Origin of the sequence: Brevibacterium sp. SMBL_HHYL_HB1 (assembly GCF_018208375.1) — a bacterium.
GTDB lineage: Bacteria > Actinomycetota > Actinomycetes > Actinomycetales > Brevibacteriaceae > Brevibacterium > Brevibacterium intestinavium.
Genome location: NZ_CP062936.1, coordinates 3,934,339 through 3,959,358 on the forward strand (window position 1 = coordinate 3,934,339; position 25,020 = coordinate 3,959,358).

Consider the following 25,020-nt stretch of genomic DNA (forward strand, 5'->3'; position numbering starts at 1 on the left):
AGCGACGCGAGGGGCTTTCACCCCTCAGTGTGGGCTGGAACCGGTTCGGGCAGCGCTGCTTCGGTCCAGGTGCTTCCCCGCAGGTAGTCGTCCGTCGTCCCTTTGCGGCGGACGAGATCCACCGAATCCCCGCGTCGCACATAGACGGCCGGCGGGGACTCGATGAAGGGAGACTGATAGGACATGGTGTAGGCGCCCACGCGGTAGAAGACGATGCGGTCGCCTTCCTTCAGTTCTTGAGCGTCTTTCAGCACGGTGAGTCTGTCGTCCTCCATGCAGGTGAATCCGCAGATCACCTGCTCTGGGCACTTCCGAGACGGAGCGGTCGCCTCGCCGGCGGGGTCGACTCGGATCGCGAAGTTCCTCTTCCGACGGAAGAGAGGATCGATATCCGTCCTGCTGGCGTCGGTCACGATGTACCGCTGGTCTCCGATGTCTTTGACGTCGATGACCTGAGCATGGAACTCGATGGGAACGGCGATCAGCGAACCGCCCGGTTCGACGATCAGCTGAGTGCGATCGATGTCGACGGTTCCGGCGAGCTCATCGCGGATGACGGATACGTACTGATCGAAAGTCGGATCGCCGCTGGGACTGCCGAAGAAGCCCCCGCCGATGTCGATCCAGTCGAGGTCGAGGCCCATGGATGAGATGAGCTCGGCCGCCACCGACGCTGAGGCCTTGTAGACCTCCAGGCTCTGGGTCAGGGAATTCCGATGCATGTGGAGCCCGGCGACGCGGACCCCGGCCGCTTCCAGCGCAGAGATCGCATCGCCGAGTTCGCCATTGTCGGGGCTGAACCCGAATCGACTGCTGTCGGTGCGCATGGTGCTTTCGCCCGGAACCCGCGCCTCGAGGCCCCAGTTGACTCTCAGCCCCACAGCCAGGACCGAGTCCGGTCTCTCGGCGGCCAGTTCGGCGGTCCAACGCACTTCTCGTTTGGAGTCCAGATTGATGAGAGACCCTCCGCACAGTGCTTCGCGCAGGCAGTCGCGGCTCTTGACCGGTCCGTTGAACACGATCTGCTCGGGTGCGTAACCCACTGCGAGTGCCAGACGATATTCGAAATCCGAGACGACTTCGGCCCAGACACCCCGCTTTTCCATGAACGAGAGCAGCCAGGGCAATGAATTGGTCTTAAAAGAATAGGACAGAATCGAATTCGGCCAATGCGTGTCCAGGGCCCGGCGAAAACGCTCGACAAACTCTTCGAGAATCGAATGGTCGATGACGAATGCGGGCGTTGGAGGCCCCTGCTGTTGGATTCCCGGCTGCAGCACCACGATCCCTCTCCTAGTGACGATGAGTCCGGAATCGACCGAACGGAACCGCTCCGCTGCGCAGCTTTCCGGCCACCGCTGTCGCTCAATCGTCCGACATCGTCGTCCAGTTCGATCGATATTTCGATTCGAGGTTCTGAACGAAGGCTGAAGCCTCGACTCCATTTCGTCTGTCTATACTCTAATATAAAATGGACAACAGGTGGGATCGAATCGAGCGGATTTGTGTGAATCCGCTTTCTGCGCCTTGTTCCGATCGATATCCGCGACATCCGAACCGGTGACGAACGACTTCAGGAGGACTGCTTGACTTCGAAGGAAGCGACGGTCGTGATCAGTTCCGCCGGCAGGCGGCTGTACCTGATCGATTGGTTCCGTGAAGCGTTCGAGGCACTCGGAATCGACGGTCGCGTGGTCGTGGCGGAGAACGATGCGACAAGCTCATCGGCGTCCTATGGTGATGTGGCCAGGCATCTGCCGAGATACACGGACTCCGATTACGGGCCCGAACTCCTCCGGTTGGCCGATGAACTGGATGCGAAGATATTCATCTCGCTCAACGACTACGAGCTCATGCACATTCACGTCAATACCGGGCTCGCGGAATCGCTTCGCCGGCGAGGGGTCCTCGTCCCCGGTGTCTCGCCCGCATGGCAGACAGGGTGCGCCGACAAGCTGCAGATGGCTCGGCTGCTTGATTCCGTCGGAGTGCCGACGCCGTCCACGGTCGCCGGCGGTGACGAGGCCGGGCTCGCCGAACTGACCTCCCGAGCCGATGAGTTCGTCGTCAAGCACAGATTCGGAAGCGGCTCGTCGGGACTCGAACTCGTGACGGGAAGCCACATCAACCAAGCCGTGACCAAATCCCTGCTGTCTGCCCCCGCCACAGGTCGGGCACCCACTGCCGACGATGTGGTGGTGCAGCCGAAGCTTCCAGGAGTCGAACACGGGGTGGACATCGTCGCCAGCCTCAGAGACCGCGGTTCGCTCACAGCTCTGCTGGCCCGACGCAAGATTCGGATGAGATCCGGAGAGACCGACAAAGCCGTCACGGTGGACCGCGGCCCGTTCATGCGCGCCTCGGAGCTGATCGCTCGTGCCGCCGATCTCACGGGCCTGATCGACGTCGACATGTTCCTCGACGCAGCTGGCCACGTCTCGGTGATCGACATCAACCCGCGCTTCGGCGGGGGATACCCCTTCGTGCATCTCGCCGGTGCGAACGTGCCCCTCTACTACCTGGCGCAGGCCCTCGACCTCGATATCGATCAGGGTTGGAGCCGATACGACTCCGATGTCGTGTCCGCCAAATATGAAAGCATCCGTGTGACCGGGCCGAATCCCCGCTGAGGTCCGTGCCCGTCGGGGCACTCCGATCACCCGGCGCGCCCGCGTCTTCCGTCCGGCGTTCCCCACCGTCATCCCCGCTCGCCGAGGCGAGCCGCGGGTGAGGGCTTTCGTGCATCCGCACTCCGCTGGCGGACAACCGCAGATCAGGTTCGGACGAGCACGAATGCTCACCGAAGCCGGGCACAGTGGAGGCGAGGACAACACTGTCAGCTGCGCGCGGACAGGACCGGACAGCGAAGATCGTCAGGAGGAATCGACGTGTTCGTCGATGAACGCGACGCGGGCTTGATCCGCCGAGGTGGAGGACTGGTGACCATGGGCTCGAACGCCGACGGCGGGGTGGGGGACCCCCGCCGCAGTCTTGAAGACTTCGCGGCCGAGCTCGGGTTCTTCGATATGGATCCCGTCGATGCCGATCTGTGCGGCCGACTCTGGACGGCCTGCGCCGGCCGTGCTCGCTTCGCGGAGTCGGTGCTCAGGGCCGCGGCCGATGCCGGGGTCACCGTCGATCCGGATTCGGCGTCCTTCTCCGATTGGGTCGTCGGACTGTGCCCACGAGTGTCGCTGTCGCTCGGCCCCGGCGACGAGGCGGCGGCAGCGGTCCTCGCCCAGCTCAGCGCCGTGACCGAGACGACCGCGCTGCAGGCTCTGACCGCAGTCGCCGACGACCTCCTCGGCGGACTCGGCATCAGCGACCCCGAGGGAGTGATCGACAGGCTGTGCTCCAGCGGGGTGGTCACCGTCGTCGAGGACGAGGTCCGCGGCACGCTGCTGAAGGTTCCGACGCTTCTGGCCGCCAAGCTCCGCCGCGACCTCGACTCCGCCGCCGGTCCCGTCGTCGCTTCGCTGCTCGACGTGCTCATCGAGCACATGGAGTCGACGGGGACTCTCGAGGCCGAACTCCTCGGCGATGTCCTGCTTCTGGCCAGGAGCGGAGGGCACTGGTCGCAGCTGCTGCGGATCGCCGAGGCGGTGGGGATCCCGATGTTTCTGCTCGCTCCCCGCTCGTCCTGCACGGCGTTCCGCCTGCTGCCGCCCAGGGCACGGGCAACCGGGCCGGGACTCGAATTCTTCGGAACCCTGGCCGAGGACATCGCCTCCAGCGCCGACGGCTGCGGCGCCGACGGGATTCGGGCCGCCGCGGTGGCACAGACCGGTCCGGGGCTGCTGCGCTCGCGACTGCCCGGCGCCGGTGCCGGGATCGACTCCGTCGACAGCATCGCCGACGTGGTCGGACGCTGGGAACAGCGAGGCGAAAGCCTCATTGCGATCCGCTCGATGATCGGACTCGCCGACGCCGGTCGTCATGTCGAGGCGGCCTCGGTGGGGATGACGGCGGCCCCGATGGTCCGGAGTGTGCGAGCCCGCTCGGTCATCAGGCTCCTCACCGCGATCGCTCTCCACCACGCAGCTGAGCATCGGCGAGCTCTGTCGATCCTCAACGAGATCGAAGGGCCCGCCAGGTCAGGGCATGTCGCCGGCGATTTCCTTCTGCCGGCGATCATGGCCTGGACCGCACTGATCTCCGCGGTCAGCGGCGACCACGAACGTGCCGATGCGCACCTGTCGGCGATCGCCGAATCCTCGGCTTCAGCCTCGGCGGCGGAACCGAACACCATCGTCGACGAGCTGGTCCGTCCGGCCAGGTGCATCGCCTCGGCGCTGCGGGCTCTCGACCGGCTCGACCTCGACCGTGCCGAACTCGCGCTCGAGGCGCTGGCCGCCTATCCGGAGAAGCGGACTCTGTGGGTCTACCTGCCCTTCATTGCACGGACCATTGCGATCCTGTCGGCCGAGGGGGAGTCGGGACTGCTGTTCGTCAATGACGATGCGGAACGGTTCCGCGCCTCGGGTGTCCTGTCGGAAGCGGAGCGGGATCTGCTGGCGCGGGGACGGAGCATGGTCTTCATCGCGCTCGGGCAGCTGCGCTGGGCGGAGATCGAGCGGGAACGGCTCTCATCGTCATGCGATGCCCGCATCGTCCTCGACGTCAGGTCGAAGCTCATCGCCGGCCGCAGCGCCGAGGCGATCTCGTGTGCGGACACCTGGTTCTACCACCGTTCGCTCAGCCCGCACGGGCGGGCAGAACTGGTTGCGATCAGGGCGGCGGCGCAGCTGCGCGGCGGGGACGAGGACGCGGCAAGGACCGATTTCTCCATAGCCGTGAGCCTCTCGGCCTGGGTGAGCTCCCTGCTGCCGCTCGCGCTCCTGCCGCAGGCCGACCGCCACCGCCTCATCGACCTCATCGCCGACTCTCCCGTCTGGGCCGAGGCGACGGCCGAGTTCTCCCGCTCCTTCGACTCGCCTGCCGCCCTCATCGCCGGACTGCGGAGCATCGGTCCCGTCTCAGTGGACGTGGCCGCGATGCCGCAGCTGAGCGCGGGGGAGGCGCAGCTCATCGACTGCTTGGCGCGCGGACTGTCCGTGGCCGAGATCGCGGTCGAGCTCCAACAGGTCACCGGTACGGTGAAGAATCGGCTGTCGGCCCTCTACCGCAGATTCGGAGTGTCGAATCGGGCCGATGCGCTCAGCCGCGCCCGGTCCTTCGGCTATCTCTCGGGATCCTAGGAGCGCTCGCAGGTCGGAGAGGATTCGAGGGGAAAGAAGCACGCGTGTCAGTGCACGGACGGCAGCCGTTCATCGCCTGCGGCCCACGCACTGCCCCTCATGCCGTGACCAGGTCGCGCCTGCGGAACCCGATCGCTGCCAGTCCCACGAGCACCGCGGCGGCCGCGAGGAACACCAGCGTCGCCGGGGCGGACAGGTCCTCGGCCGGGTACTGCCCGATATGCGTGAAGATCGAGGCATCGATAACCGCCTCGTCGAGCTGGAGCATCTGCCCGAACAGGGCGAGCACCGCGGATCCTGCGAACACGATCCAGCTCAGACCCATCAGCCGCGGGGCGAGGCCGTAGAGCAGAAAGGACAGCCCCAGCAGGGCCCAGATCGAGGCCGTCTGCGCGAGGTGTCCGACCACGGTGGGCCAGAGCAGGCTCCAGTCGTCCATCGACGCCGCGCCGCCGATTCCGTCGCCGAGACCGGCCAGAAGCATCAGCCAGGCCGAGCCGACAAGAGTCACCGTCGCCCACGCGGTCAGCCAGCCCCCGCGCGAGACGGCGGTCGCGAGCACCGGCTCGGAGCGGTTGCCCGACTCCTCGGCCCGCAGTCCGCCGGCGGCGATGATCGCATAGGCGCTGACGATCATCGCGAAGTACAGAGCCATGTATCCGAGGTAGCCGTCGACGAGGCCGGACCGGCCGCCCATGACCTGCAGGATCTCCTCGGGCATATCGGCTGCGCTCTCGTCCATGGCTCCGGTGAATGAGCCGAACACGACCCCCATGAGGAGGACCCCGAGCGACCACCACATGAGGTTCGTGCGCTGCAGACGGAACGCGAGGGCCAGCGGCGTCGACAGTCTCGGTCCCGCATGCGCACGCCCGAGACGTTCGGCGACGATTCCGGCCCCGAGATCGCGTCGTGATTGGAGGATCAGCGAAAGCGCCACGAGGACCGCGAACAGCCCTGCCGAGTACAGCAGCGGCCACCAGCGGTCGAGAGTGAACGGGGCGGTCTGCTGCGCCCAGCCCAGGGGCGAGAACCACGACAGTCGCTCGAGCCCGCCGCCTGACACCGACGACATGTCTCCGATCCCACGGACGACGAAGCTCACGGCCAGCACGGCCCCGGCCATGCCCGAGGCGGCCCTGGCGAAGGGGCTCAGCTGTGCGGTGACGGCGGCCACGGCGGCGAAGACGCACCCGAGAGTCCCGATGCCGATAGTGAACAGAAAGGTCGACGACAGCGGTTCGGGGGCGGCCTCCGAGAAGTGGAAGACCGCAGCCATGCATGCGCTGAGCAGGAGGTTCATGAACACGGTGAGCACGAGAGCGGCGATGAGCTGGGTGTGCCGACCGGTGACGTTCGCCCGCACGAGTTCGGCCCGTCCGGTCTGCTCCTCGGTGCGGGTGTGCCTCGAGATCGTGAGGATCGACATCAGGGCTGCGCCGAGCATGAGGAACACGCCGTACATGCCGACGACGAACCGCGGGACGGTCGCCTCGTCGAGGCCGTAGCCGGGGCCGGTGATGAGCGCCATGACGGGGTTCTTCGCCAGCACCGTCATCGCATGCAGGGAATCGCCGTCCATGACGACGGCGATCGCATTCGCGAAGTACGCCGTCAGCGCCGCCAGCGAGAGCACCCAGATCGGCAGCCACAGCCGGTCCCGCCGGAGCATGAAGATCAGCAGGTGGCCCAGCCCCGTCAGGTCCCCCTCGCCGAGGCGGCCGTGGCGTTGCCGTTCGTGTGCACCTCGACGGCGCTTGGACCTCGGCGCTTTCGGGGTGCCGCCGTCGACGGGCCGATCCCCGTCGTCTGTGTGCGCGGCCAGCAGATTCATGACCCGTCCTCCTTGCCGTAATGGCGCAGCAGCAGCTGTTCGAGCGTCGGCGGGGTCGCCGTGAGCGACTCGATGTCGTGCTCGCCGAGTGCCCGCATGATCTCGGGAAGATGCGCGGTGTCGGCACTGAAGTGAAGCCGGGAGCCCTCGCGCACGAGATCGTGGACGCCTGACATCCGCGTCAGCGTGGGGACATCGCGTTCGAGACCGACCGTGATGGTCGTGCGCGCCAGATGCCGCAGCTCTCCCAGAGCCCCGGTTTCGACGATGCGGCCGGACCGGATGATCGACACGCGATCGGCCAGCGCCTCGACCTGGGCGAGGATGTGGCTCGACAGCAGCACCGTTCGGCCCGCCTGCTTCGCCTCCCTGATGCAGTCCTGGAACACCGCTTCCATGATCGGGTCGAGCCCGGCGGTCGGTTCGTCGAGGAGCAGCAGTTCGACATCCGAGGCCAGAGCGGAGATGAGCGCGACCTTCTGGCGGTTGCCCTTCGAATAGGTCCGTCCCTTCTTGCGGGGGTCGAGGTCGAAGGCCTCGATGAGTTCATCGCGTCTGCGCTCGTCGACCCCGCCGCGCAGCCGAGCGAACAGGTCGATCGCCTCGCCGCCGGTCAGCCCCGGCCACAGTTCCACGTCGCCGGGGACATAGGCCAGGCGGCGGTGCAGACTCACCGCACGCGACCATGGGTCCTCGCCGAGGAGGCGGACCGTTCCCGCATCATGGGCCAGGATGCCCAGCAGGATCCGGATCGTCGTCGACTTGCCGGCGCCGTTGGGGCCGAGGAAGCCGTGGACCTCGCCGCGGGCGACCTCGAGATCGAGCCCGTCGAGAGCGCGGACTCGGCCATAGGACTTCACGACCTCGCGCATCGAGATCGCCGCCGAGGCGGTTGTGCGTCGCTTGTCTGTGCGGGTGCGGGACAGCGTGCTCATGGTTCCTCTTCTCCTGGGGGCGGGTCGTCGGTGTCCTCCGGCGGGACGGTTTCGAGCACACCGTGCTGATAGAGATCGAGCAGATGCGGCGCGAGCCTGGTCATCGTCCCGGTGGTGTCGGTGGTGCCGAGGTTGGCTTGCAGCCGTTTGTCGAGCATCGAGGGGGCCAAGGCCATGACCGCGAGGGTCGCGGCCTGCCCGCGGGCGTCCTCACTCTGCCGGAAGGTGTATCCGGCGAAGCCCGCGGCGATGTAGCTTTCGACGACGTCGACATAGTGGTCGAAGTAGCGCTGACCGTGTTCGCTGGGATCGAGCAGGGACTTGACGAGATAGTCCACGGCGGTGCTCATCTCCGGGTCGTCGAACATCATCTGCACCGCCATCGACTTGTATCCGGCGTTCTGTGCCTTCGACTCCGTGATCCGTTCGAACACATGGTCGTCGCAGGCGCTGCGCAGATCTTCCTTCGATCCGAAGTGGTGGATGACGCTGCCGGGCGAGACTCCGGCGGTGGTGGCGATGCTGCGAACCGTCGTCTTCGTGAATCCGTGCTCGGCGAACTCGGCGACGGCCGCAGAGAGGATCTTCTGTGCGGTCTCCGGCGAGGAGTGCGGCGAACGGGTGGACGATGCCTCAGACTTCTTTGAACGCATGTTTAATATTAAACGCGTGTTCAATCGCTGATGTCAAGGCCCCACGGTCTCTGCACAGGGGCAGGACAATTCAGCGCGTGCAGTCCAATTCAGTGGGAGTAGGGCAGCTCAGCGGGCTCAGCACGGTTCGACTGGCCCGACACGATTCGGCGGGAGATGAATGTTGGTTTCTGCTTACCCGCTACGATTTCGCGGGAGATGACTGTTGGTTTTTCGCCTTGGGTTCAAGGGTTCGTTGCAACACCCCTCGAAATGGGGGAAGTAGCAATGAGAGGTCGCAATCAGCCACCGACTAAACCTTGATCCACCGATCGGTATGGGAGCCGTGGTGTGAATCCGGTTCCCGCAAAATGTCGACAAATGGGCAGGGAACATCGTCCCGGTCTCTCACCAGTCTGATTCCACTTTTCAGTTCCCGTAGGCCTCCTCCCCGGGCCCCGGTCTTCACGCCCGCTCGGGCTGATCGGTCATGTCAACGCACGTTGGGGAGGGCTCAACGCGGCCTGCCACAAACGAGCGAATTCCTCGGCCCATGGCCAGTCTCTGGGCAGATTCAGGATCAATCTCCTCGCTCGGTGGGCAATCCGGGCCGGGACGAGGATGATACGCGTCCTCAGTGTTTGTGCACGCGCCTTGCTCATTCGGCCACCCATGAGCCCAGCAGCTGCCCGCAGTAGGTTATGAGTCATCGCCGCGATCGTCACCCACGCTGCGTTGGCATCGAAGGCCCCTGAGGGCATATGCGCCAGTGCACCGTTTTTCAATTCCGCATTGATCTGCTCGATGATTGCGTGCTTCCGGTGGATCTGGTCCGCCAGAACAGTGTCGAAGCGCTCCTGATCGAGGGTGGTGAAGAAGGCGTGGTATCGGTACAAGTCGAATAACGGGTCCTGCCCGGCAGACCGCTTCTTCTCGTTGAGCTCGGGGACTCGTCGCACGATCAACCGGCCTGGCACCTGCAGAGCCTTCTTCTTCGACGTGAACGCGGTAAAGGCGACTTCAGCGACTTCAGCCTTGCTGATCCACGTTTTGGTCTCTTCGTCGAAGATCGCTTCCGGGTACTGGATGCCGGTCCACGCATCATCGTCGATGGTGGAGATCGCTGTTTTGACCTTCTTGTCCATACGCACCGTCACCGACACCTCGGCCCCAGCACCGCGGGCGGCTTTGGTCATTGTCGACGAGTAGTAGGCGGAATCAGCACGCACCAGCACCGGGGCCTGACCGGAATTGATGCGTCGAGTGGTGGCCAGGGCGTCAGAGACGAACTTGTCGGCACCCCGAGCTGATGAGGTAGAGCCCTTCCGGAGACGCTGACCGACGATGACCTGACTGGAGGTGCTTGTCGATGCAGTCGCCAAGAGCGCGTTGAGTCCCCGACTGCCTTGATACCCGAATCCGGCTCCTTGTTTCCTTGCGGAATGGACGTCGATGACGGTGTCGTCGACGTCAACGAAGACCATTGACGACTGCGGTGTTGTCGGACTGGTGGCCAGCAGGCGTATGTGCTGGTCGAAGCCGGTCAGAAGACGGGCGCTGATGGCATCGAGCTGTCTGACGTGGCCGAAGGAGAACGAGCGCAGAAACGATCCCAAAGTCGATGGGGCGTAGACACGGTCGAAGAGTCTGTTCATGCCGCCGTGGCGCAGGATGTTCATATCATCGATCGAATCGGCGCCGGCGGCCATGCCCGCGATCAGGGTGGACAGTTTCGCGCCCGGGTTCGCGCCCTTATCGGCTCCGGTCGTCGTCACGGTCAAACGCTGCTCGGCGAGGTCGAGCAGGCCTGCCTGGTGGGCCAGACGCATGATCGGGACCAGGCCGGTAGGACTGACGAGGTTCGTGTCGTTGAAGGAGTAGGACGCTGCCGTGGGTGTGTGATTGAATAGCACCTGAGAGGTGCCCCTTTCTTGAACGGGAATGTTGACGTTAGACATCATCATTTTCCCAGTTCAGGAGGGGCATTTCCATTTCACACGCGGCTTTGAACAGCTACCCGCATCGGTGGATCAAGGCTAAACCCACGAAGTTCGCGGTCGAATTCTGGGACCAGATCCGAGCCGGCCGCGATATCGAAGAAGCCGCCAGGGCCCTGGGCGCGTCGATATCGACGTGTCGTAATTGGTTCCGCCATCGTGGAGGTGTGAAACCACCACACAGCTACGGACGCTCTCGTCGCTACCTCACGTTCGATGAACGCGAGGACATCGCGATGTCCCGAGTCCAGGGCCTCGGCGTGCGGGATATCGCCAGGCGTCTCAACAGAGACCCCGCGACGATCAGTCGTGAGCTGCGTCGCGCGCCTCGTAACCCTCAGGACGTACGACCCAGCCGGCCCTCGTATTTGGCCAGTGTCTGCCAGTCTGATGCCGACCGGAAACGCACTCGTCACCGACCCGGGAAGCTCGCGACGAACCTTGCCCTGCGCCGAGAGGTCCAGGCACGATTGAAGCTCAAGCACAGTCCCGAGCAGATCGCTCACCGACTGCGCGAGGACTACCCGAATACTCCGGAGATGTGGGTGTCGCACGAAACGATCTATCAGGCCCTGTACGTCCAGGGACGCGGCGGACTCAAACGTGAGTTGGTCACGCATCTGCGGACCGGTCGCAGGTTGCGCAAGCCGCATCGTAGGACCGACGAACGGCGAGGGCGGATCCCGAACATGGTCAATATTTCCCAGCGCCCCAAGTCCGTAGAAGACAGGGCTGTTCCTGGCAACTGGGAGGGTGATCTCATCCTCGGCTCGACAGCGTCAGGATCAGCGATTGGGACGCTGGTCGAGCGCACCACGAGGTTCACGATGTTGTTGCATCTGCCAGGCAAACACGGGGCCGAGGACGTCGCTGACGCCATGATCGCCAAGATCGCCGAGTTGCCCGAAGCGTTGAAGCGGTCACTGACATGGGATCAGGGACACGAGATGTGCGACCACGAAGAGATCAGCAAGGTCACTGGTCTTGATATCTACTTCTGTGATCCTCACAGTCCGTGGCAGCGGGGCACGAATGAGAACACGAACGGTCTGCTGCGCCAGTACTTCCCGAAGGGGTCGGACCTCAGTCAGTGGGGGCCAGGTTATCTGGACATGGTCGCGGCTGAACTCAACAGCAGGCCCCGTAAGACCCTAAGCTGGGCGACGCCGGCCGAGGCCCTGGATAAGCTGTTGTCTGAACACGATCAATCACCGGGTGTTGCAACGACCGCTTGAAACCGCCCGCGAAAAACCAACAATAGGTTCCCGCGAAATCGTGCGGAGACACCTGCGCAGGCACCCGGCGGGCAGGTACCCGGCGCACCAGGTGCCCTGCGGGCGGACGGCGGGCAGGCACCCGGCGGAGGGAAACGGCAGCAGTGCCTGTGCGAGTCGGTGTCAGTCGGGGCGTCTGCCCGCGGCGGCAGGGATCCGTGCCCGGCCTGCGGCAGGGATTCATGATCGCAGGCCGGCCGCCGAGCGCTTGAGAGCCTCAAGGCGTGACTTCGCGGCCGCGTAGACGGGCATTGCTCGGGTCGCGGCAGCGTAGGCGCGGGGAGCGATCGGAAGCTCCCATGCCCCCATGTATTCGTGAGCGTCGGCACCCATCTCGGTTTTGAACCGGACCAAACCGCTTGCGCTGGTCTCGAGGTCGAGGCAGTCCTTGACCCCTCCCAGATCGTAGGTCTTGGCTCCCTCGGAGAGAAGCTGACGGATAGTTGCCAAGTAGAGCGCATTCGACGGCTTCACTCGCGGTTTGGACGTGTCGGTGGCTGTATGGATGCATTCGGCAGTCGAGGACACGCGTACTGTGGTCGTGGCTCCGAGCAGCTCGCCCTCGAAGCGGGCGAAGTGCGTGGTGAACCGACCGGGCAGTCCTTGACCGAGGTGGGTCCACATGGTTCTGAAGAAGTCGGTGGACAGGGTTGGGAATCCGTTTCTGTCTCCGGTCGAAGTGAACAGACGTTGAAAATCGCCGACCTCGGAGATGGTTGCCAAATCGATCTCTATGCCCTCACGTGAGGCCTTCTTCGCGTTGTATCGCCAGGTCTTGTGCATTCCGGCCAGAACCTCGTCTTCGGTGCGATCCTCGAGGTTCATCCGGAAATTGAACAGGCCGTAGTCGATGCGGGTCTCCTGGGGAACGGACTTCTCGATCCACCCGGAGTCACGCATGATCGCCTTCAGGCGGAGCGCCGTGGGATTGGTGCGATCTGGGGCGAGGTCACGGAAGTGTCTTGCTGTGGGCTCGCGGAGTCCGGCTCGCACCGTCGCATTGTCCCAGCGGTGCAGACTGATATAGGGGAGCATGCGGACGCCGATGACATTCTTCGATTCGAGATAGGTGCGCAATGCCGCGAGCTGCTCGCCGATGTCCGCGTTGTCCCAGTCGATCAGCGGGCCGTAGGGGATGAAGGCGAAGCGCTTTGTCGTACCGGGGATCCGCCGGTAGCGGATGATCGCGACTGAGATCGGATCAGGGTCGTCAGCGTACCAGCCCACCGATGCGAATTCGGGCCAGTCCGCTCTCCGCGCTTCCGCCCAGAACGGAGTCTGCTGGAAGCTGACGTAGTCGAACTTCTGCAGGCTGCTGAGGAACTGGTCGGTCGTTATCTCACGGATGACAGTCATAGTGGGACCGTATTGAGGGGTCCGCGGCGGGACAATCCATATCAGGCCGGGCTGCGGCTTACCGCAGGCAGTTTGCGGTGATCTCCTGCCGGCCGCGAACGACGATCCTGCCGGCTCGATGTGCGCGGAGTAGGCTGAGGTCTGAAACGAGACGAGCATCGAACGCACTGTGCGGTGGGTGCGGAGAGGAGGCCGCGTGGCCGAGTTCTGTCGACGCGCAGGCCTCCCCGGGCTGGAGGCCCGGCGGTCGTGTCGGGAGAACACCTGCTACAGACCTCATGCACACGATTCATTCTCGATCGGTGCCGTCGACACAGGTTCCTCGGTGCTGACAGGCCCCCTTGACGGGAAGACGCGTCTGGAGCCGGGCGATGTCATCGTCATCCCCGCTGGTCAGGTTCATGCCTGCAACCCGGATCACGGCCAGTGGCGCTATCAGATGATCCACGTGGATCAGGATTGGGCGACCTGCCTCATGCAGGGCAGAATCTCGAGTCCCCTTCTCGACGGAATCAGAGTGCTGCGCCACCCCGATCTGCACTCCCGGGTCAGTGCGCTCAACGACGCGATCTTCACCGATGGGGCCCTTGAGACGATCACCTCGCAGTTCGCGCTCCTGTTCACCGAACTCGAAGGCGCCGCCCCTGAACATGCCGCGGCGGCCGAGGCGGATTCGGACCTTCTCGTTCGCCTCGCCCCGGTCCTGCAGAGACTGCGCACGGACTTGTCGAACCCGGCCCTGACCGAGTTGGCCGAATCGATCGGTATGACGAAGTATCAGCTCATCCGTGCGATGCGCCGTGCCACAGGGCTCTCTCCGCTGGCATGGCGACAGAACGCCCGCATCGTCAGAGCGCGGCACATGCTGCGACAGGGCCGGCCGATCGCCGAGACTGCGCACATGCTGGGCTTTTCCGACCAGAGCCACTTCCATCGCGTCTTCCGCGCACATGTCGCTGCCTCACCCGGCTCCTACAGGGAGTGAAGCAAGAACGTACAAGACGACGGATCCGACGCCCCGGATGCTTGACAGGTCGACTGTCATACATCAAGGGGAGATATGGAACAGTTTCTCGCGGTCGCCGCGGCCCACTTCTTGGCACTGCTGATTCCCGGTGTTGACTTCTTCCTCATCGCGCGCACATCGATGTCGAGCGGATGGCGCAATGCCTCCGGTGTCTGTCTGGGCATCGCCGCCGCGAACGGAGTGTTCATCGCCGCAGCGTTCTCGGGTGTCTCCCTGATCTCATACGCACCGCTGCAGAACGCCATCCAGCTCGTCCGCGGCGGATTCCTGATCGTCATCGGCCTCACGTTCCTCAGGTCACGAACACGAATCGATGTCGACCGGATCCCGAGGGCGCAGGCCACGACCTGGATGAGGAACTTCGGTCTCGGCCTCGCCTCCGGCCTGCTCAACCCGAAGAACGCACTGTTCTACCTCAGTCTTGCGTCCGCGATCGGAACGGCCTCATCCGTGACACTCGCGCTCTACGGGACATGGATGTTCTTCATCGTCTTGGTCTGGGACGTCTTCGTCGCTGTCGTGCTCGGCTCCCGTTCCGCGCTCGCTCGCCTGGATTGCGTCCTGCCGTGGCTGACAGGGATCGCAGGGGCGTTCCTGGTCCTCTTCGGCTGCGGCATGGTCATCTCGCTGGCAGCGCACCACCTGGGGTGATGCGCTCTGCGACTGTGCGCTGAGACCGCGGCGGAGCGGAGTGCCCAGACAACTGCGGAGCGCCGAGGCCACGGCTGTGCACCCAGGCCACGCCGGAGCGCCCAGACCTCGGCGGGACGCCCAGACTACGCCGGAGCGTCCAGACCACCATGCACGCGCAGTGGCCCCGGCGCTCCACCGTGGTCTCGGACACGGGCGACGGCAGCTACCCCTGCATTGAGCGGCGCGGGGCGTCCGGGCGGACCGGGATGATGAGGGCCAGACCGATGGCGAGGACGAGGAGGATCCCCAGGGTTCCGGCCCGCTGGAAGCCGAAGACCATGATCGCGCCCGCGAACATCGCCGGTCCCAGGAAGCTCACCGCGCGACCGGTGGTGGCGTAGAGGCCGAAGTTCTCACCGGCGGACTCGGGCGGGGTGATCCGGGCGAGGAACGACCGGCTCGAGGCCTGCACCGGACCGACGCAGAAGCTCAGGATCAGGGCGCAGACCCAGAACACGGCCGCCTCGGCGCTGAAGAGGATCGGCAGCCCGCCGATGATGATGATCACGAGGCCTGCGATGATGACGGGTTTGGGGCCGAGCCGGTCGTCGAACCAGCCGGCGATCATCGCGCCGGCCCCGGCCGAGACATTGGCGGCCACACCGAGGACGATGATCTCTGAGGGGGAGAAGCCGTAGCTGCCGGCGGCGAGCACACCGGCGAAGGAGAAGATCGCAGCCAACCCGTCGCGGAAGACCGCCGAGGCGATGAAGAAGCGCAGGGTCTGATGCTCGGTCGACCACATCCGCACCAAGCGGCGCACGAGACCCGCATAGTCGGCGAGGAAGACGCGGACCGGATGCCCGCCCGAGGTTCCCCTGACCTTCGCCCCGGGAGCGGAGAACAGGACGGGGAGGGCGAAGATCGCGAACCACACTGCGGCCAGGACGGCGACGATGCGGAACCGCAGCCCTTCCTCGTCGCTGGCGCCGAAGATGCCGACCTCGGGCTGGATGACGAGCACGAGCAGGAGGACGAGGAGGACCAGTCCGCCCACGTATCCCATGCCCCAGCCGAATCCCGAGACCCTGCCGACGTTGCCGGAGTCGGTGATGCGGACCATGATGCCGTTGTAGGACACCTCGGCGAATTCGAAGAACACGCTGCCCGTGGCCAGAAGCAGCAGCCCCAGCCAGAGGTGATCCGGGGAGTCGCGGACGAAGAAGAGCCCGAGCATGGTGAGCACGACGACGGAAGTGTGCACGCCCAGCCACAGCCGATGCCGACCCCCGGAGTCGGCTCGAGTGCCGGCGGCGGGAGCGACGACGGCGATGACGAAGCCGGCGGCGGCCATCGACCAGCCCAGGGCCGAGGACCCGGCTTCCTCGGTGGCGGCCACGGACTTCGTCAGATACGGGGCGAACACGAAGGTGATGATGACGGCGTTGAAAGCGGCCGAACCCCAATCCCACAGGGCCCAGCTGAGGATGCGGAACCGGCTGCCGGAACCGGAGTCTTTCGTCGTCGAGGCCATGACGCCACTGTACTGAATGCGATGCTCGCACAGGCGCGGTTGCCGCCGTCGGACGGCGGTGAAGCTGAAGAGCGGTTTGAAGGCGCCTGAAGAATACGGCAGAGTGGATAGCTGGATATGTACCCGATGAGGAGACGCAATGAGCGAACCCCACACCGACGAGAGCTCTAGGAGCGACCTCGAGCTGGGGCCGGACGAGCAGTTTCTGTTCGGTGAACCCGACCCCGTTGAACTCCATCTGCCGGAGAAGCTGCACATCGGTGAGAGCGATACCGATGAAGCGATCACCGAGAAGTTGCGTCGCCAGGGCGTGAACCTCGGCAAGGGTCTGATCGCCCCGCGCGTCTTCTGGCCCGCTCTCATCGTCATCGTCGGCATCGTCGTCCTCTCGGTCGCGATTCCCGAGGGCACGGGCAATGTCATCTTGAACATCCAGAACTGGATCGTCGACAACCTCGGCTGGTACTACATGCTCGTCGTCGGTCTCTTCGTCGCCTTCGCGATCGTCGTCGGCTTCTCGAAGTTCGGCAAGATCAGACTCGGCAAGGACGATGACAAACCCGAGTTCGGAGTCCTGTCGTGGTTCGCGATGCTCTTCGCCGCAGGCATGGGCATCGGACTGGTCTTCTACGGAGTCGCGGAACCGCTGACCTATGCGACCACCGGTCCGAAACCCGGCTGGGCCGGCGGTGAGGTCGAGAATGCGCAGATGGGCATGGCCCAGACCTTCGTCCACTGGGGACTGCACCCCTGGGCCCTCTATGCCGTCCTTGGTATGGCCCTGGCCTACGCCATCCACCGCCGCGGACGCCCGCTGTCGATCCGGTGGGCTCTCGAGCCGCTGCTGGGCAACAGGGTCAAGGGATGGGCCGGTGACCTCATCGACGTCATCGCGATCTTCGGTACGGTCTTCGGCATCGCCACCTCGCTGGGCCTCGGCGTCCAGCAGATCTCGGCCGGACTCAAGCACATCGGAGTCGTCGGCGACTACGACAACACGTTCCTCATCATCCTCATCGTCATCATCACCTTCCTCGCCACCGCCTCGGTGGTCTCGGGCGTGGGTGCGGGCATCAAGTGGCTGTCGAACATCAACCTCACGATGGCCGGTGTCCTTCTCGTCACCGTGCTCGTGCTCGGGCCGACGCTCTTCCTGTTCCAGAACTTCGTCGAATCCCTCGGCGTCTGGCTGGCCAACGTGCTCGATATGACCTTCGACATCGGTGCCTACACAGGAGACGAGGGCAATGAGTGGAACTCGACCTGGACACTGTTCTACTGGGGCTGGTGGATCTCCTGGGCACCCTTCGTGGGAGTCTTCATCGCCCGCATCTCCCGCGGGCGTACGGTGCGCGAGTTCATCGCCGGTGTCCTGCTGGTGCCCTCGATCGTCGGATTCTTCTGGTTCTCCGTCCTCGGCGGCACGGGCATCCACACGCAGCTCTTCGGCTCCGGCGACCTGGTCGATCCGGACGAGGGGGTTGTGGCCGAACGGGTCCTCTTCGACGTCCTCGGCGCGCTGCCGCTGGGCTCGATCCTCTCGGTCTTCGCGATCATCCTCGTGGCGATCTTCTTCATCACGTCGTCGGACTCCGGTTCGCTCGTCGTCGATATGCTCGCTTCCGGCGGACATCCGAATCCGCCGATGTGGTCGCGTGTGCTGTGGGCCCTGCTCGAGGGTGCCATCGCGATCGCGCTCCTCGTCGCCGGTGGGCTCGACGCCCTGCAGGCGGGGTCGCTGATGACAGCGCTGCCGTTCAGCGTGGTTCTCATCCTCATCTGCGTCTCCACGCTCAAGGCCTTCGGCAAGGAGGCCAAGCGCACTGCCGCGATCGATCGGGCCGCCCGGTTCCGTCAGGTCGGTGAGCATCTGGCCGATGACTTCGACGAGTACCTCGGCGAGAAGGTCGACGAGCGCATCGACTACCGGCTCACAGCCAGCCAGGGGATCCTGGGCAAGCAGAGGGCGAAGGCTGCCCGCCGCAAGGGCTCGGCTGCCCAGACGCAGTCGACGACCGAAGGCTCCTCGCGGCCCGACGGTCCCACGGACACTGACGACTGATCCGGTTTCGCCGCCATCAGGGGCGCCGCTGTTCGGATGATCCGAACGACGGCGCCCCTGGTGTCTTTCGTGCCCCTCCCAGGGCTGTGCCTCTTTCGGCAGCAGATCCCCCAGGGGTGTGCCTCTCTCCGGGACGGTGGCGAACTCGGCCAGTGGACGGTCGCCTCGGCGCGGGCGAGTGCATCGGCGGAATCGCCTGCCACCATCGGGGTGGAACGAGTAGGCTGGTGACAGCAGATATGGCTGACCCCACGACCAAGGAGTTCATATGCCCATCGCCAGCCCCGAAGTGTATGCCGAGATGATCAACCGGGCGAAGACCCAGGGCTTCGCCTACCCGGCGATCAACTGCACCTCCTCGCAGACGATCAACGCCGCCATCCGCGGTTTCGCCGAGGCCGGATCCGACGGCATCGTGCAGATCTCCACCGGTGGTGCCGAATACATCTCCGGCCCCACGGTCAAGGACCGCGTGCGTGGGGCCATCGCCTTCTCCCTCTTCGCCGCCGAGGTGGCCAAGAGCTACGACGTCAACATCGCCCTGCACACCGACCACGCCCCGAAGCAGGCGGTCGAGGAGTGGGTCAAGCCGCTGCTGGCGGCCTCGACCGAACGGGTGAAGAACGGCGGCGAGCCCTACTTCCAGTCGCACATGTGGGACGGTTCAGCGGTCCCGCTGGACGAGAATCTCGTCCTCGCCGAGGAGCTGCTCGAGCTCTCGGCGGCCGCGCACTCCATCCTCGAGATCGAGGTCGGCGTCGTCGGCGGTGAAGAGGACGGCGTGGAGAACGCGATCAACGACAAGCTCTACACCACCGTCGCCGACGGTCTGGCCACCGCGCGTGCGCTGGGCACCGGCGAGAAGGGCCGCTACCTCACCGCGCTGACCTTCGGAAACGTCCACGGCGTCTACAAGCCCGGCAATGTCCGGCTCCGGCCCGAACTGCTCGGTGAGATCCAGACCGAGGTCGGCGCTCAGGTCGGCAAGGACAAGCCGTTCGACCTCGTCTTCCACGGCGGCTCGGGATCGAGCCCGGAGGAGATCGCCGAGGCTGTCGGCCACGGAGTGGTGAAGATGAACATCGACACCGACACCCAGTACGCGTTCACCCGTCCGATCGTCGAGCACATGTTCCGCAACTACGACGGCGTGCTCAAGATCGACGGCGAAGTCGGCAACAAGAAGCTCTACGATCCGCGCTCCTTCGGCAAGGCCGCGGAGCAGGGCATGGCCGAACGCGTCGTCGAGGCCTGCCAGAACCTCGGTTCGGCAGGGACCAGCATGAAGAACTGAGGCCGGCACACAGACTGTGGTCTGAGTCCGAGCACTCGCAGCAGCGGCCGTCGTCCGGCTCCGGGCGGCGGCCGCTGCCTGTGCAGATCCGGTTCGCTCCGAGGCCGTGGTGAATCAGTTCATCGCGTACGAAGGTGTGAAGTCCTGGGACTTCTCAGGCGTTCGAGCACAGAGAACCGCGCAGACGAGTCGTGTGCAGGGCGGTGGCGCCTCGGGAGGCGTGTGTGCTGGGTAGTGGCGCCTCGGGACGTGTGTGCAGGGGACTCGGGGTGCAGGGGTGCCGTGAGACTCCGGGTGCAGAGATGCCGCGAGGTCCAGGCGCAAGGGGTCGCGAGAGGGTCCGCGAGTGACGACGGCCGGGACAGCGCCGTGAATGGCTCGAGGCCCGGGACGCCATTGTCCCGGACCTCGTCATTCACTCTTACCTCGTTCCGCTGCGCGGAGGCGGCTGACCGTCAGCCCTCAGGCCGACCGATGCCGGGCCTCAGGCCGGGCGGCCGACACTCCGTTCAGCCCTCCGGGACCGCATCGCCGGCCTTGAGGCGGGCGACCCGCTGATCCCAGAAGTCGGCGTTGCGGACGCCGATCTTCTCGGGTTCGAACACCGGGTCCAGGCCGAGCTTCATCTGGCGCTCGAAGTCGCGCAGGAGCTTGAATGCCGGCTGCTGCAGGATGAGGATGCCGATGATGTTCAGCCAGGCCATGAGGCCCACGCCGATGTCACCGAGCGCCCACGTGCTGCCCGAGGCCGAGATCGCACCGACGGCGACGGCGACGAGGATGAGCAGCTGCAGCACGCGCTTGCCGATCGCGAGCACCACGGTGTTCCTGGCCCGCCCGAGCAGGTGCACGAGGTTCGTCTCCGCCATGTAGTAGTAGGCGACCATCGTCGTCAGCGCGAAGAGGAAGATCGAGATCGCGATGAACCCGGCACCGAAGCCGTGGATCATCGAGTCCAGCCCCGCCTGCGGCCACTTCTCGCCCGGGGTCGCGGCGATCGCTTCGACCATCTGTCCGCGCCCGGTGCCGATGATGGTCTCGCCGTCGGCGTCGAAGACCCGGTACATGCCGGTCGAGAGGATCATGAATGCCGTCGCCGAGCACACGAAGAGCGTGTCGATGTAGACCGAACCGGCCTGGACGAGTCCCTGCTTGGACGGGTGGGAGACCTCGGCGGCCGAGGCCGCGTGCGGTCCCGTGCCCTGCCCGGCCTCGTTCGAGTAGATGCCGCGCTGGACGCCCCACTGCACGGCCATGCCGATGATGCCGCCGAAGGCCGCCTCCTGGCCGGCGTCCATGCCGAAGGCCGACCTGAACATGAGCTCGAAGACCGGAACGATCTGGTCGGCGTTGATGAAGGTCACGGCGATGGCGGCGATGATGTAGATGACGGCCATGAACGGCACGGCCATCGAGGCGAAGTGAGCGATGCGCTTGATCCCTCCGATGACGATGAAGCCCATGATGATGACAAGCGCGATCGCGGTGGCCCAGGTGGGCACGTTCCAGGCGTTCTCGATCGCGCCGGAGATCGCATTGGACTGGATGCCCGGCAGCATGAAGGACATGGCCAGGACGGTCACGGCCGCGAACACCATGCCGTAGACCTTGAACAGCCCCTTGGCCTTCGTGTGCCGGTAGGCCTTCTCGATGTAGAAGGCGGGCCCGCCGCGGTACTCACCGGTGCGGGGATCCTGCTCCTTGAAGACCTGGCCGAGGGTGGACTCGACATAGGACGTCGAGGCGCCCAGCAGGGCCGAGATCCACATCCACACCACGGCACCGGGTCCGCCGAAGCCGATGGCGGTGGCGACGCCGGCGATGTTGCCGACTCCGACGCGGCCGGCCAGCGAGATCGCCAGCGCCTGGAAGGACGAGACTCCCTCATTGGAGCTCTTGCCGCGGAACATCTGGGTGAAGATGGCAGGGATCTGTCGGATCTGCACCGCGCGTGAGCGGATCGTGAAGTAGACACCGGCGCCGAGGCACAGGTAGACGAGGGCAGATGACCACACAACCCCGTTGAGCCAGTCGATGAAAGCGGACACGGTTCTCCATTCGTAGTCGCCGAGCCGGGATCGCCGCCTCGGTGCGGGAAAGTCTGCGCCACTGCGCTGACCGTCGCGTCAACGGCCAGGTTCTCGAGAGTTCCTCGGGAATCGCCTGTGATGCACCTCATAAGTGAAGCCCATTGTGACGTGTGACGCAAGTCGCCGTCTTCTGCTGCTTCGTCCGAATTATTGCGATGTCATTGCGAAGTGCGTCACTGCATATGATGCAGTTCACTATTTGGGATGGGATACGTATGATGTGGTGCGGATCTCTTCGAGCAAAGACGACACGAAGAGCACACTTGGAAATGACAGGAACACCATGAAACGACGCACTGGTGCAATGGCCGTGGCCATCGCCGCGGCCGGCGCTCTGCTCCTCTCCGCCTGCTCGACCTCGACGACCGGAGGAAGCGGCGGAGACGGCGAAGGCGGCACGCTCACGGTCGGAACGACGGACAAGGTTGTCGCGCTCGACCCGGCAGGTGCCTATGACAACGGCAGCTCTCTCGTCGAGCAGCAGGTCTACCCGTTCATCCTCGCCTACAAACCCGGCACCGCCGAGCTCAACCCCTCGATCGCCGAGTCCGCGGACTTCACCGAGCCGACGAAGTACGAGGTCAAGCTCAAGGAGGGCATGAAGTTCGCCAACGGCAACGATCTGACCTCCTCGGACGTGAAGTTCTCCTTCGACCGCCAGGTGAAGATCCAGGATCCGAACGGTCCGTCCTCCCTGCTCGGCGGTCTCGAATCGGTCGAGACGCCGGACGAGCAGACGGTGATCTTCAACCTCAAGCGTGAGAACGATCAGACCTGGCCGGGCGTGCTCGCCAGCGCCGCGGGCCCGATCGTCGACGAGGACGTCTTCGACGCCGATGCCATCACGGACAATCAGGACATCGTGGACGGCGAGGCCTTCGCCGGCCCCTATTCGATCGCCGGCTTCGACTTCAACAAGCTGATCACGTACGAGGCCTACGACGGCTACCAGGGCTACCTGGATCCGGCAAAGACCGAGACCGTGCAGATGAAGTACTACTCGGATGCGAACAACATGAAGCTCGACATCCAGGAGAACAAGATCGACGTCGCCTGGCGGTCGCTGTCGGCCACCGACATCGAGGATCTCGGCGAGAAGGAGAACCTCACGGTCCACAAGGGACCCGGCGGCGAGATCCGCTACATCGTGTTCAACCTCGACACCATGCCCTTCGGCGCGAAGACCGATGAGGCCGATGAGGACAAGGCACTCGCGGTCCGGCAGGCCATGGCCGATTCGGTCGACCGGCAGGCCGTGGCCTCCCAGGTCTACAAGGACACCTTCACCCCGCTGTACTCGCACGTTCCCGACGGTCTGCCGGCCTCGAGCGAGCCGCTGAAGTCCGAATACGGAGACGGCGAGGGCGGACCCGATGTGGCCAAGGCCAAGAAGACCCTCGAGGACGCGGGAGTCGAGACCCCGGTCAAGCTCAACCTGCAGTACAACCCGGACCACTACGGTCCGTCCTCGGGAGATGAGTACGCACTCATCAAGGACCAGCTGGACAAGACCGAGCTGTTCGACGTCAACCTCCAGTCGACCGAATGGGTCCAGTACAACAAGGACCGCACCGACGACGCCTACCCGCTGTATCAGCTGGGCTGGTTCCCGGACTACTCCGACGCCGACAACTACCTGGTCCCCTTCTTCTATGACACGGACGAGACCCCGGCCTTCCTGGGCAATCACTACCGTGACAAGACGATGAACGAGGAGCTGGATGCTCAGTCGTCCATCGACGATGAGGACAAGCGGGCGGAAGCGCTGCAGAAGATCCAGGGTCAGCTGGCCGATGAGCTGCCGACCCTGCCCCTGCTGCAGGGCAGCCAGATCGCGATCTCAGGCAATGACGTCAAGGGAGTCGACGACACCCTCGACCCCGCGTTCCAGTTCCGACTGGCACTGCTGAGCAAGTGAGCACTCGCACGAGGTGCAGGTGAGCCGACCGGGCCGCCTGCACCTCGTGGCGCGTTCGCTCCGAGGGGCCGTCGCGATCCGACGCGCCCCTGCGTCCGCACGTGCCCACAGGCATTGAAACGAACACTGCGAAGGAACACATGTCTGCAGCCATCAGCGAACCAGGGGCGGAAGCAGCCGAGACCTCGACCTCGGTGAAGAAGCCCACCGGGGGCGGATTGGGGCGCTACGTCCTCATCCGCTTCCTCCTCATCATTCCCACCATCTTCATCCTCACCACCCTCGTCTTCTTCCTCATGCGCATCACCGGTGATCCGATCACCGCTTCGATGGGCGGACGGCTGACTCCCGACCAGCTGGCCGAGCGCATCCACGCGGCCGGCTACGATCGACCGCTGATCATCCAGTACTTCGAATACATGGGCGATCTGCTCAAGGGCGACTTCGGCACGGCGGTCTCCGACGGCCAGCCCGTCTCGCACATCCTGATGACCTACGGGACCGCGACCGTCGAGCTCGTCTTCTACGCCCTCATCGTGGCGTTCATCCTCGGCATCCCGCTGGGCATGCTCGCCGCCTACCACCGCGACAAGGCCCCGGACGCCGCCCTGCGTGTGCTCGCCATCCTCGGCTATGCCACCCCCGTGTTCTTCGCCGGCATGATCCTCAAACTCCTCTTCGGAGTGTTCCTGCCCATCCTGCCCGTGTCCGGACGCGGGACCACGCAGACCGAATACATCATGTCCGGCGTCGTCGATCCGACCGGGATCTACCTCATCGACGCGCTGCGGATCGGCAACTTCTCCGTGCTGTCCGATGTGCTCTCCCACGCGGTGCTGCCGGCGATCGCGCTCGGCGTGCTCACGGCCGGCGTGTTCCTCCGACTCGTGCGCACGAACCTCATCGGCACGCTCGAACAGCAGTACATCGATTCGGGTCGGTCCCGCGGCATCTCCGAATACCGCTTGGTGACCAAGCACGCCTACCGTCCGGCGCTGATCCCGATCGTCACCGTCATGGGCATGCAGATCGCCCTCATGCTCGCCGGCGCCGTGCTCACGGAGACGACCTTCGGATGGCAGGGGCTCGGCTTCAAGCTCGCCGAATACCTCACCGCCCGCGACTTCGTGGCCGTGCAGGGAATCGTCGTGTTCCTCGCCGTCATCGTCGCGATCACGAACTTCATCGTCGACGTCCTCGCCGCCTTCATCGATCCCCGAGTGAGGTACTGATGTC

At 64.8% G+C, this 25,020-nt stretch carries 17 protein-coding genes; 9 read left to right on the forward strand and 8 right to left on the reverse strand.

Annotated elements, in window-relative coordinates; all coding sequences use genetic code 11:
- Positions 1 to 17 precede the first annotated feature (17 nt).
- Entirely contained in the window at positions 18 to 1,283 is a 1,266-nt protein-coding gene (locus IG171_RS17915; RefSeq protein ID WP_249203806.1) for a hypothetical protein, read from the reverse strand.
- A 303-nt stretch (positions 1,284 to 1,586) separates the two neighbouring features.
- On the opposite strand from IG171_RS17915, the gene IG171_RS17920 reads away from it, so the two are divergent.
- On the forward strand, positions 1,587 to 2,630 hold the full coding sequence (locus IG171_RS17920) for an ATP-grasp domain-containing protein (RefSeq protein ID WP_212128668.1): 1,044 nt from the start codon (positions 1,587 to 1,589) through the stop codon (positions 2,628 to 2,630).
- A gap of 258 nt (positions 2,631 to 2,888) precedes the next feature.
- Positions 2,889 to 5,198: a helix-turn-helix transcriptional regulator gene (locus IG171_RS17925; protein ID WP_212128669.1), complete on the forward strand. Its 2,310-nt coding sequence runs from the start codon at positions 2,889 to 2,891 to the stop codon at positions 5,196 to 5,198.
- A gap of 97 nt (positions 5,199 to 5,295) precedes the next feature.
- On the opposite strand, the gene IG171_RS17930 is transcribed toward IG171_RS17925, so the two are convergent.
- The 4 genes from IG171_RS17930 to IG171_RS17945 form a co-directional block, all read right to left on the reverse strand.
- Positions 5,296 to 7,032, reverse strand: a complete 1,737-nt coding sequence (locus tag IG171_RS17930) for an ABC transporter permease (protein WP_212128670.1) — start codon at positions 7,030 to 7,032, stop codon at positions 5,296 to 5,298.
- On the reverse strand, positions 7,029 to 7,967 hold the full coding sequence (locus IG171_RS17935; protein WP_212128671.1) for an ABC transporter ATP-binding protein: 939 nt from the start codon (positions 7,965 to 7,967) through the stop codon (positions 7,029 to 7,031). The genes IG171_RS17930 and IG171_RS17935 overlap by 4 nt, the downstream gene beginning before the upstream one ends.
- Positions 7,964 to 8,620, reverse strand: coding sequence for a TetR family transcriptional regulator (locus tag IG171_RS17940; protein ID WP_212128672.1), 657 nt, complete (start codon positions 8,618 to 8,620; stop codon positions 7,964 to 7,966). The genes IG171_RS17935 and IG171_RS17940 overlap by 4 nt, the downstream gene beginning before the upstream one ends.
- Positions 8,621 to 9,087: 467 nt before the next feature.
- A complete protein-coding gene (locus IG171_RS17945) occupies positions 9,088 to 10,512 on the reverse strand; it encodes an IS1380 family transposase (RefSeq protein WP_135542801.1) in 1,425 nt (474 codons plus the stop codon).
- A gap of 251 nt (positions 10,513 to 10,763) precedes the next feature.
- Here IG171_RS17945 and IG171_RS17950 point away from each other — a divergent pair, with 251 nt between their 5' ends.
- Positions 10,764 to 11,831 (forward strand): IS30 family transposase, encoded by a 1,068-nt coding sequence (locus tag IG171_RS17950; protein ID WP_212131775.1) that lies wholly within the window; start codon positions 10,764 to 10,766, stop codon positions 11,829 to 11,831.
- 219 nt (positions 11,832 to 12,050) lie between these two features.
- Here IG171_RS17950 and IG171_RS17955 read toward each other — a convergent pair whose 3' ends face one another.
- The gene (locus IG171_RS17955; RefSeq protein WP_212128673.1) at positions 12,051 to 13,226 is read right to left on the reverse strand and encodes a peptidoglycan bridge formation glycyltransferase FemA/FemB family protein; all 1,176 of its coding nucleotides are present in this window, start codon (positions 13,224 to 13,226) and stop codon (positions 12,051 to 12,053) included.
- A gap of 196 nt (positions 13,227 to 13,422) precedes the next feature.
- On the opposite strand from IG171_RS17955, the gene IG171_RS17960 reads away from it, so the two are divergent.
- Positions 13,423 to 14,211 (forward strand): AraC family transcriptional regulator, encoded by a 789-nt coding sequence (locus tag IG171_RS17960; protein WP_212128674.1) that lies wholly within the window; start codon positions 13,423 to 13,425, stop codon positions 14,209 to 14,211.
- Positions 14,212 to 14,286: 75 nt separating this feature from the next.
- Entirely contained in the window at positions 14,287 to 14,904 is a 618-nt protein-coding gene (locus IG171_RS17965) for a LysE family translocator (protein ID WP_212128675.1), read from the forward strand.
- A gap of 205 nt (positions 14,905 to 15,109) precedes the next feature.
- Here the strand turns inward: IG171_RS17965 and IG171_RS17970 are convergent, their stop codons facing one another.
- A complete protein-coding gene (locus IG171_RS17970) occupies positions 15,110 to 16,420 on the reverse strand; it encodes an MFS transporter (protein ID WP_212128676.1) in 1,311 nt (436 codons plus the stop codon).
- Between the two features lie 139 nt (positions 16,421 to 16,559).
- Here IG171_RS17970 and IG171_RS17975 point away from each other — a divergent pair, with 139 nt between their 5' ends.
- Entirely contained in the window at positions 16,560 to 18,482 is a 1,923-nt protein-coding gene (locus tag IG171_RS17975; RefSeq protein ID WP_212128677.1) for a BCCT family transporter, read from the forward strand.
- Positions 18,483 to 18,750: 268 nt separating this feature from the next.
- Positions 18,751 to 19,776 carry a class II fructose-bisphosphate aldolase gene (gene fbaA / locus IG171_RS17980; RefSeq protein WP_212128678.1) on the forward strand — a complete coding sequence of 342 codons (1,026 nt, stop codon included), beginning with the start codon at positions 18,751 to 18,753 and terminating at the stop codon, positions 19,774 to 19,776.
- A 509-nt stretch (positions 19,777 to 20,285) separates the two neighbouring features.
- On the opposite strand, the gene IG171_RS17985 is transcribed toward fbaA, so the two are convergent.
- Complete coding sequence (locus IG171_RS17985) at positions 20,286 to 21,824, reverse strand: alanine/glycine:cation symporter family protein (protein ID WP_212128679.1); 1,539 nt, start codon at positions 21,822 to 21,824, stop codon at positions 20,286 to 20,288.
- Positions 21,825 to 22,149: 325 nt separating this feature from the next.
- Here IG171_RS17985 and IG171_RS17990 point away from each other — a divergent pair, with 325 nt between their 5' ends.
- Together IG171_RS17990 and IG171_RS17995 are read left to right on the forward strand one after the other, a co-directional pair.
- Positions 22,150 to 23,784: an ABC transporter substrate-binding protein gene (locus IG171_RS17990; protein WP_212128680.1), complete on the forward strand. Its 1,635-nt coding sequence runs from the start codon at positions 22,150 to 22,152 to the stop codon at positions 23,782 to 23,784.
- Positions 23,785 to 23,924: 140 nt separating this feature from the next.
- On the forward strand, positions 23,925 to 25,016 hold the full coding sequence (locus IG171_RS17995) for an ABC transporter permease (protein ID WP_212128681.1): 1,092 nt from the start codon (positions 23,925 to 23,927) through the stop codon (positions 25,014 to 25,016).
- Positions 25,017 to 25,020: the final 4 nt, after the last annotated feature.

Excerpts from the sequence above, each read along its gene's own strand:
- IG171_RS17970 (WP_212128676.1), bottom strand. The coding sequence starts at position 16,420 with ATGGCCTCGACGACGAAAGACTCCGGTTCCGGCAGCCGGTTCCGCATC.
- IG171_RS17965 (WP_212128675.1), top strand. The coding sequence starts at position 14,287 with ATGGAACAGTTTCTCGCGGTCGCCGCGGCCCACTTCTTGGCACTGCTG.
- fbaA (WP_212128678.1), top strand. The coding sequence starts at position 18,751 with ATGCCCATCGCCAGCCCCGAAGTGTATGCCGAGATGATCAACCGGGCG.
- IG171_RS17940 (WP_212128672.1), bottom strand. The coding sequence starts at position 8,620 with ATGCGTTCAAAGAAGTCTGAGGCATCGTCCACCCGTTCGCCGCACTCC.
- IG171_RS17930 (WP_212128670.1), bottom strand. The coding sequence starts at position 7,032 with ATGAATCTGCTGGCCGCGCACACAGACGACGGGGATCGGCCCGTCGAC.
- IG171_RS17935 (WP_212128671.1), bottom strand. The coding sequence starts at position 7,967 with ATGAGCACGCTGTCCCGCACCCGCACAGACAAGCGACGCACAACCGCC.
- IG171_RS17990 (WP_212128680.1), top strand. The coding sequence starts at position 22,150 with ATGAAACGACGCACTGGTGCAATGGCCGTGGCCATCGCCGCGGCCGGC.
- IG171_RS17975 (WP_212128677.1), top strand. The coding sequence starts at position 16,560 with ATGAGCGAACCCCACACCGACGAGAGCTCTAGGAGCGACCTCGAGCTG.
- IG171_RS17995 (WP_212128681.1), top strand. The coding sequence starts at position 23,925 with ATGTCTGCAGCCATCAGCGAACCAGGGGCGGAAGCAGCCGAGACCTCG.
- IG171_RS17955 (WP_212128673.1), bottom strand. The coding sequence starts at position 13,226 with ATGACTGTCATCCGTGAGATAACGACCGACCAGTTCCTCAGCAGCCTG.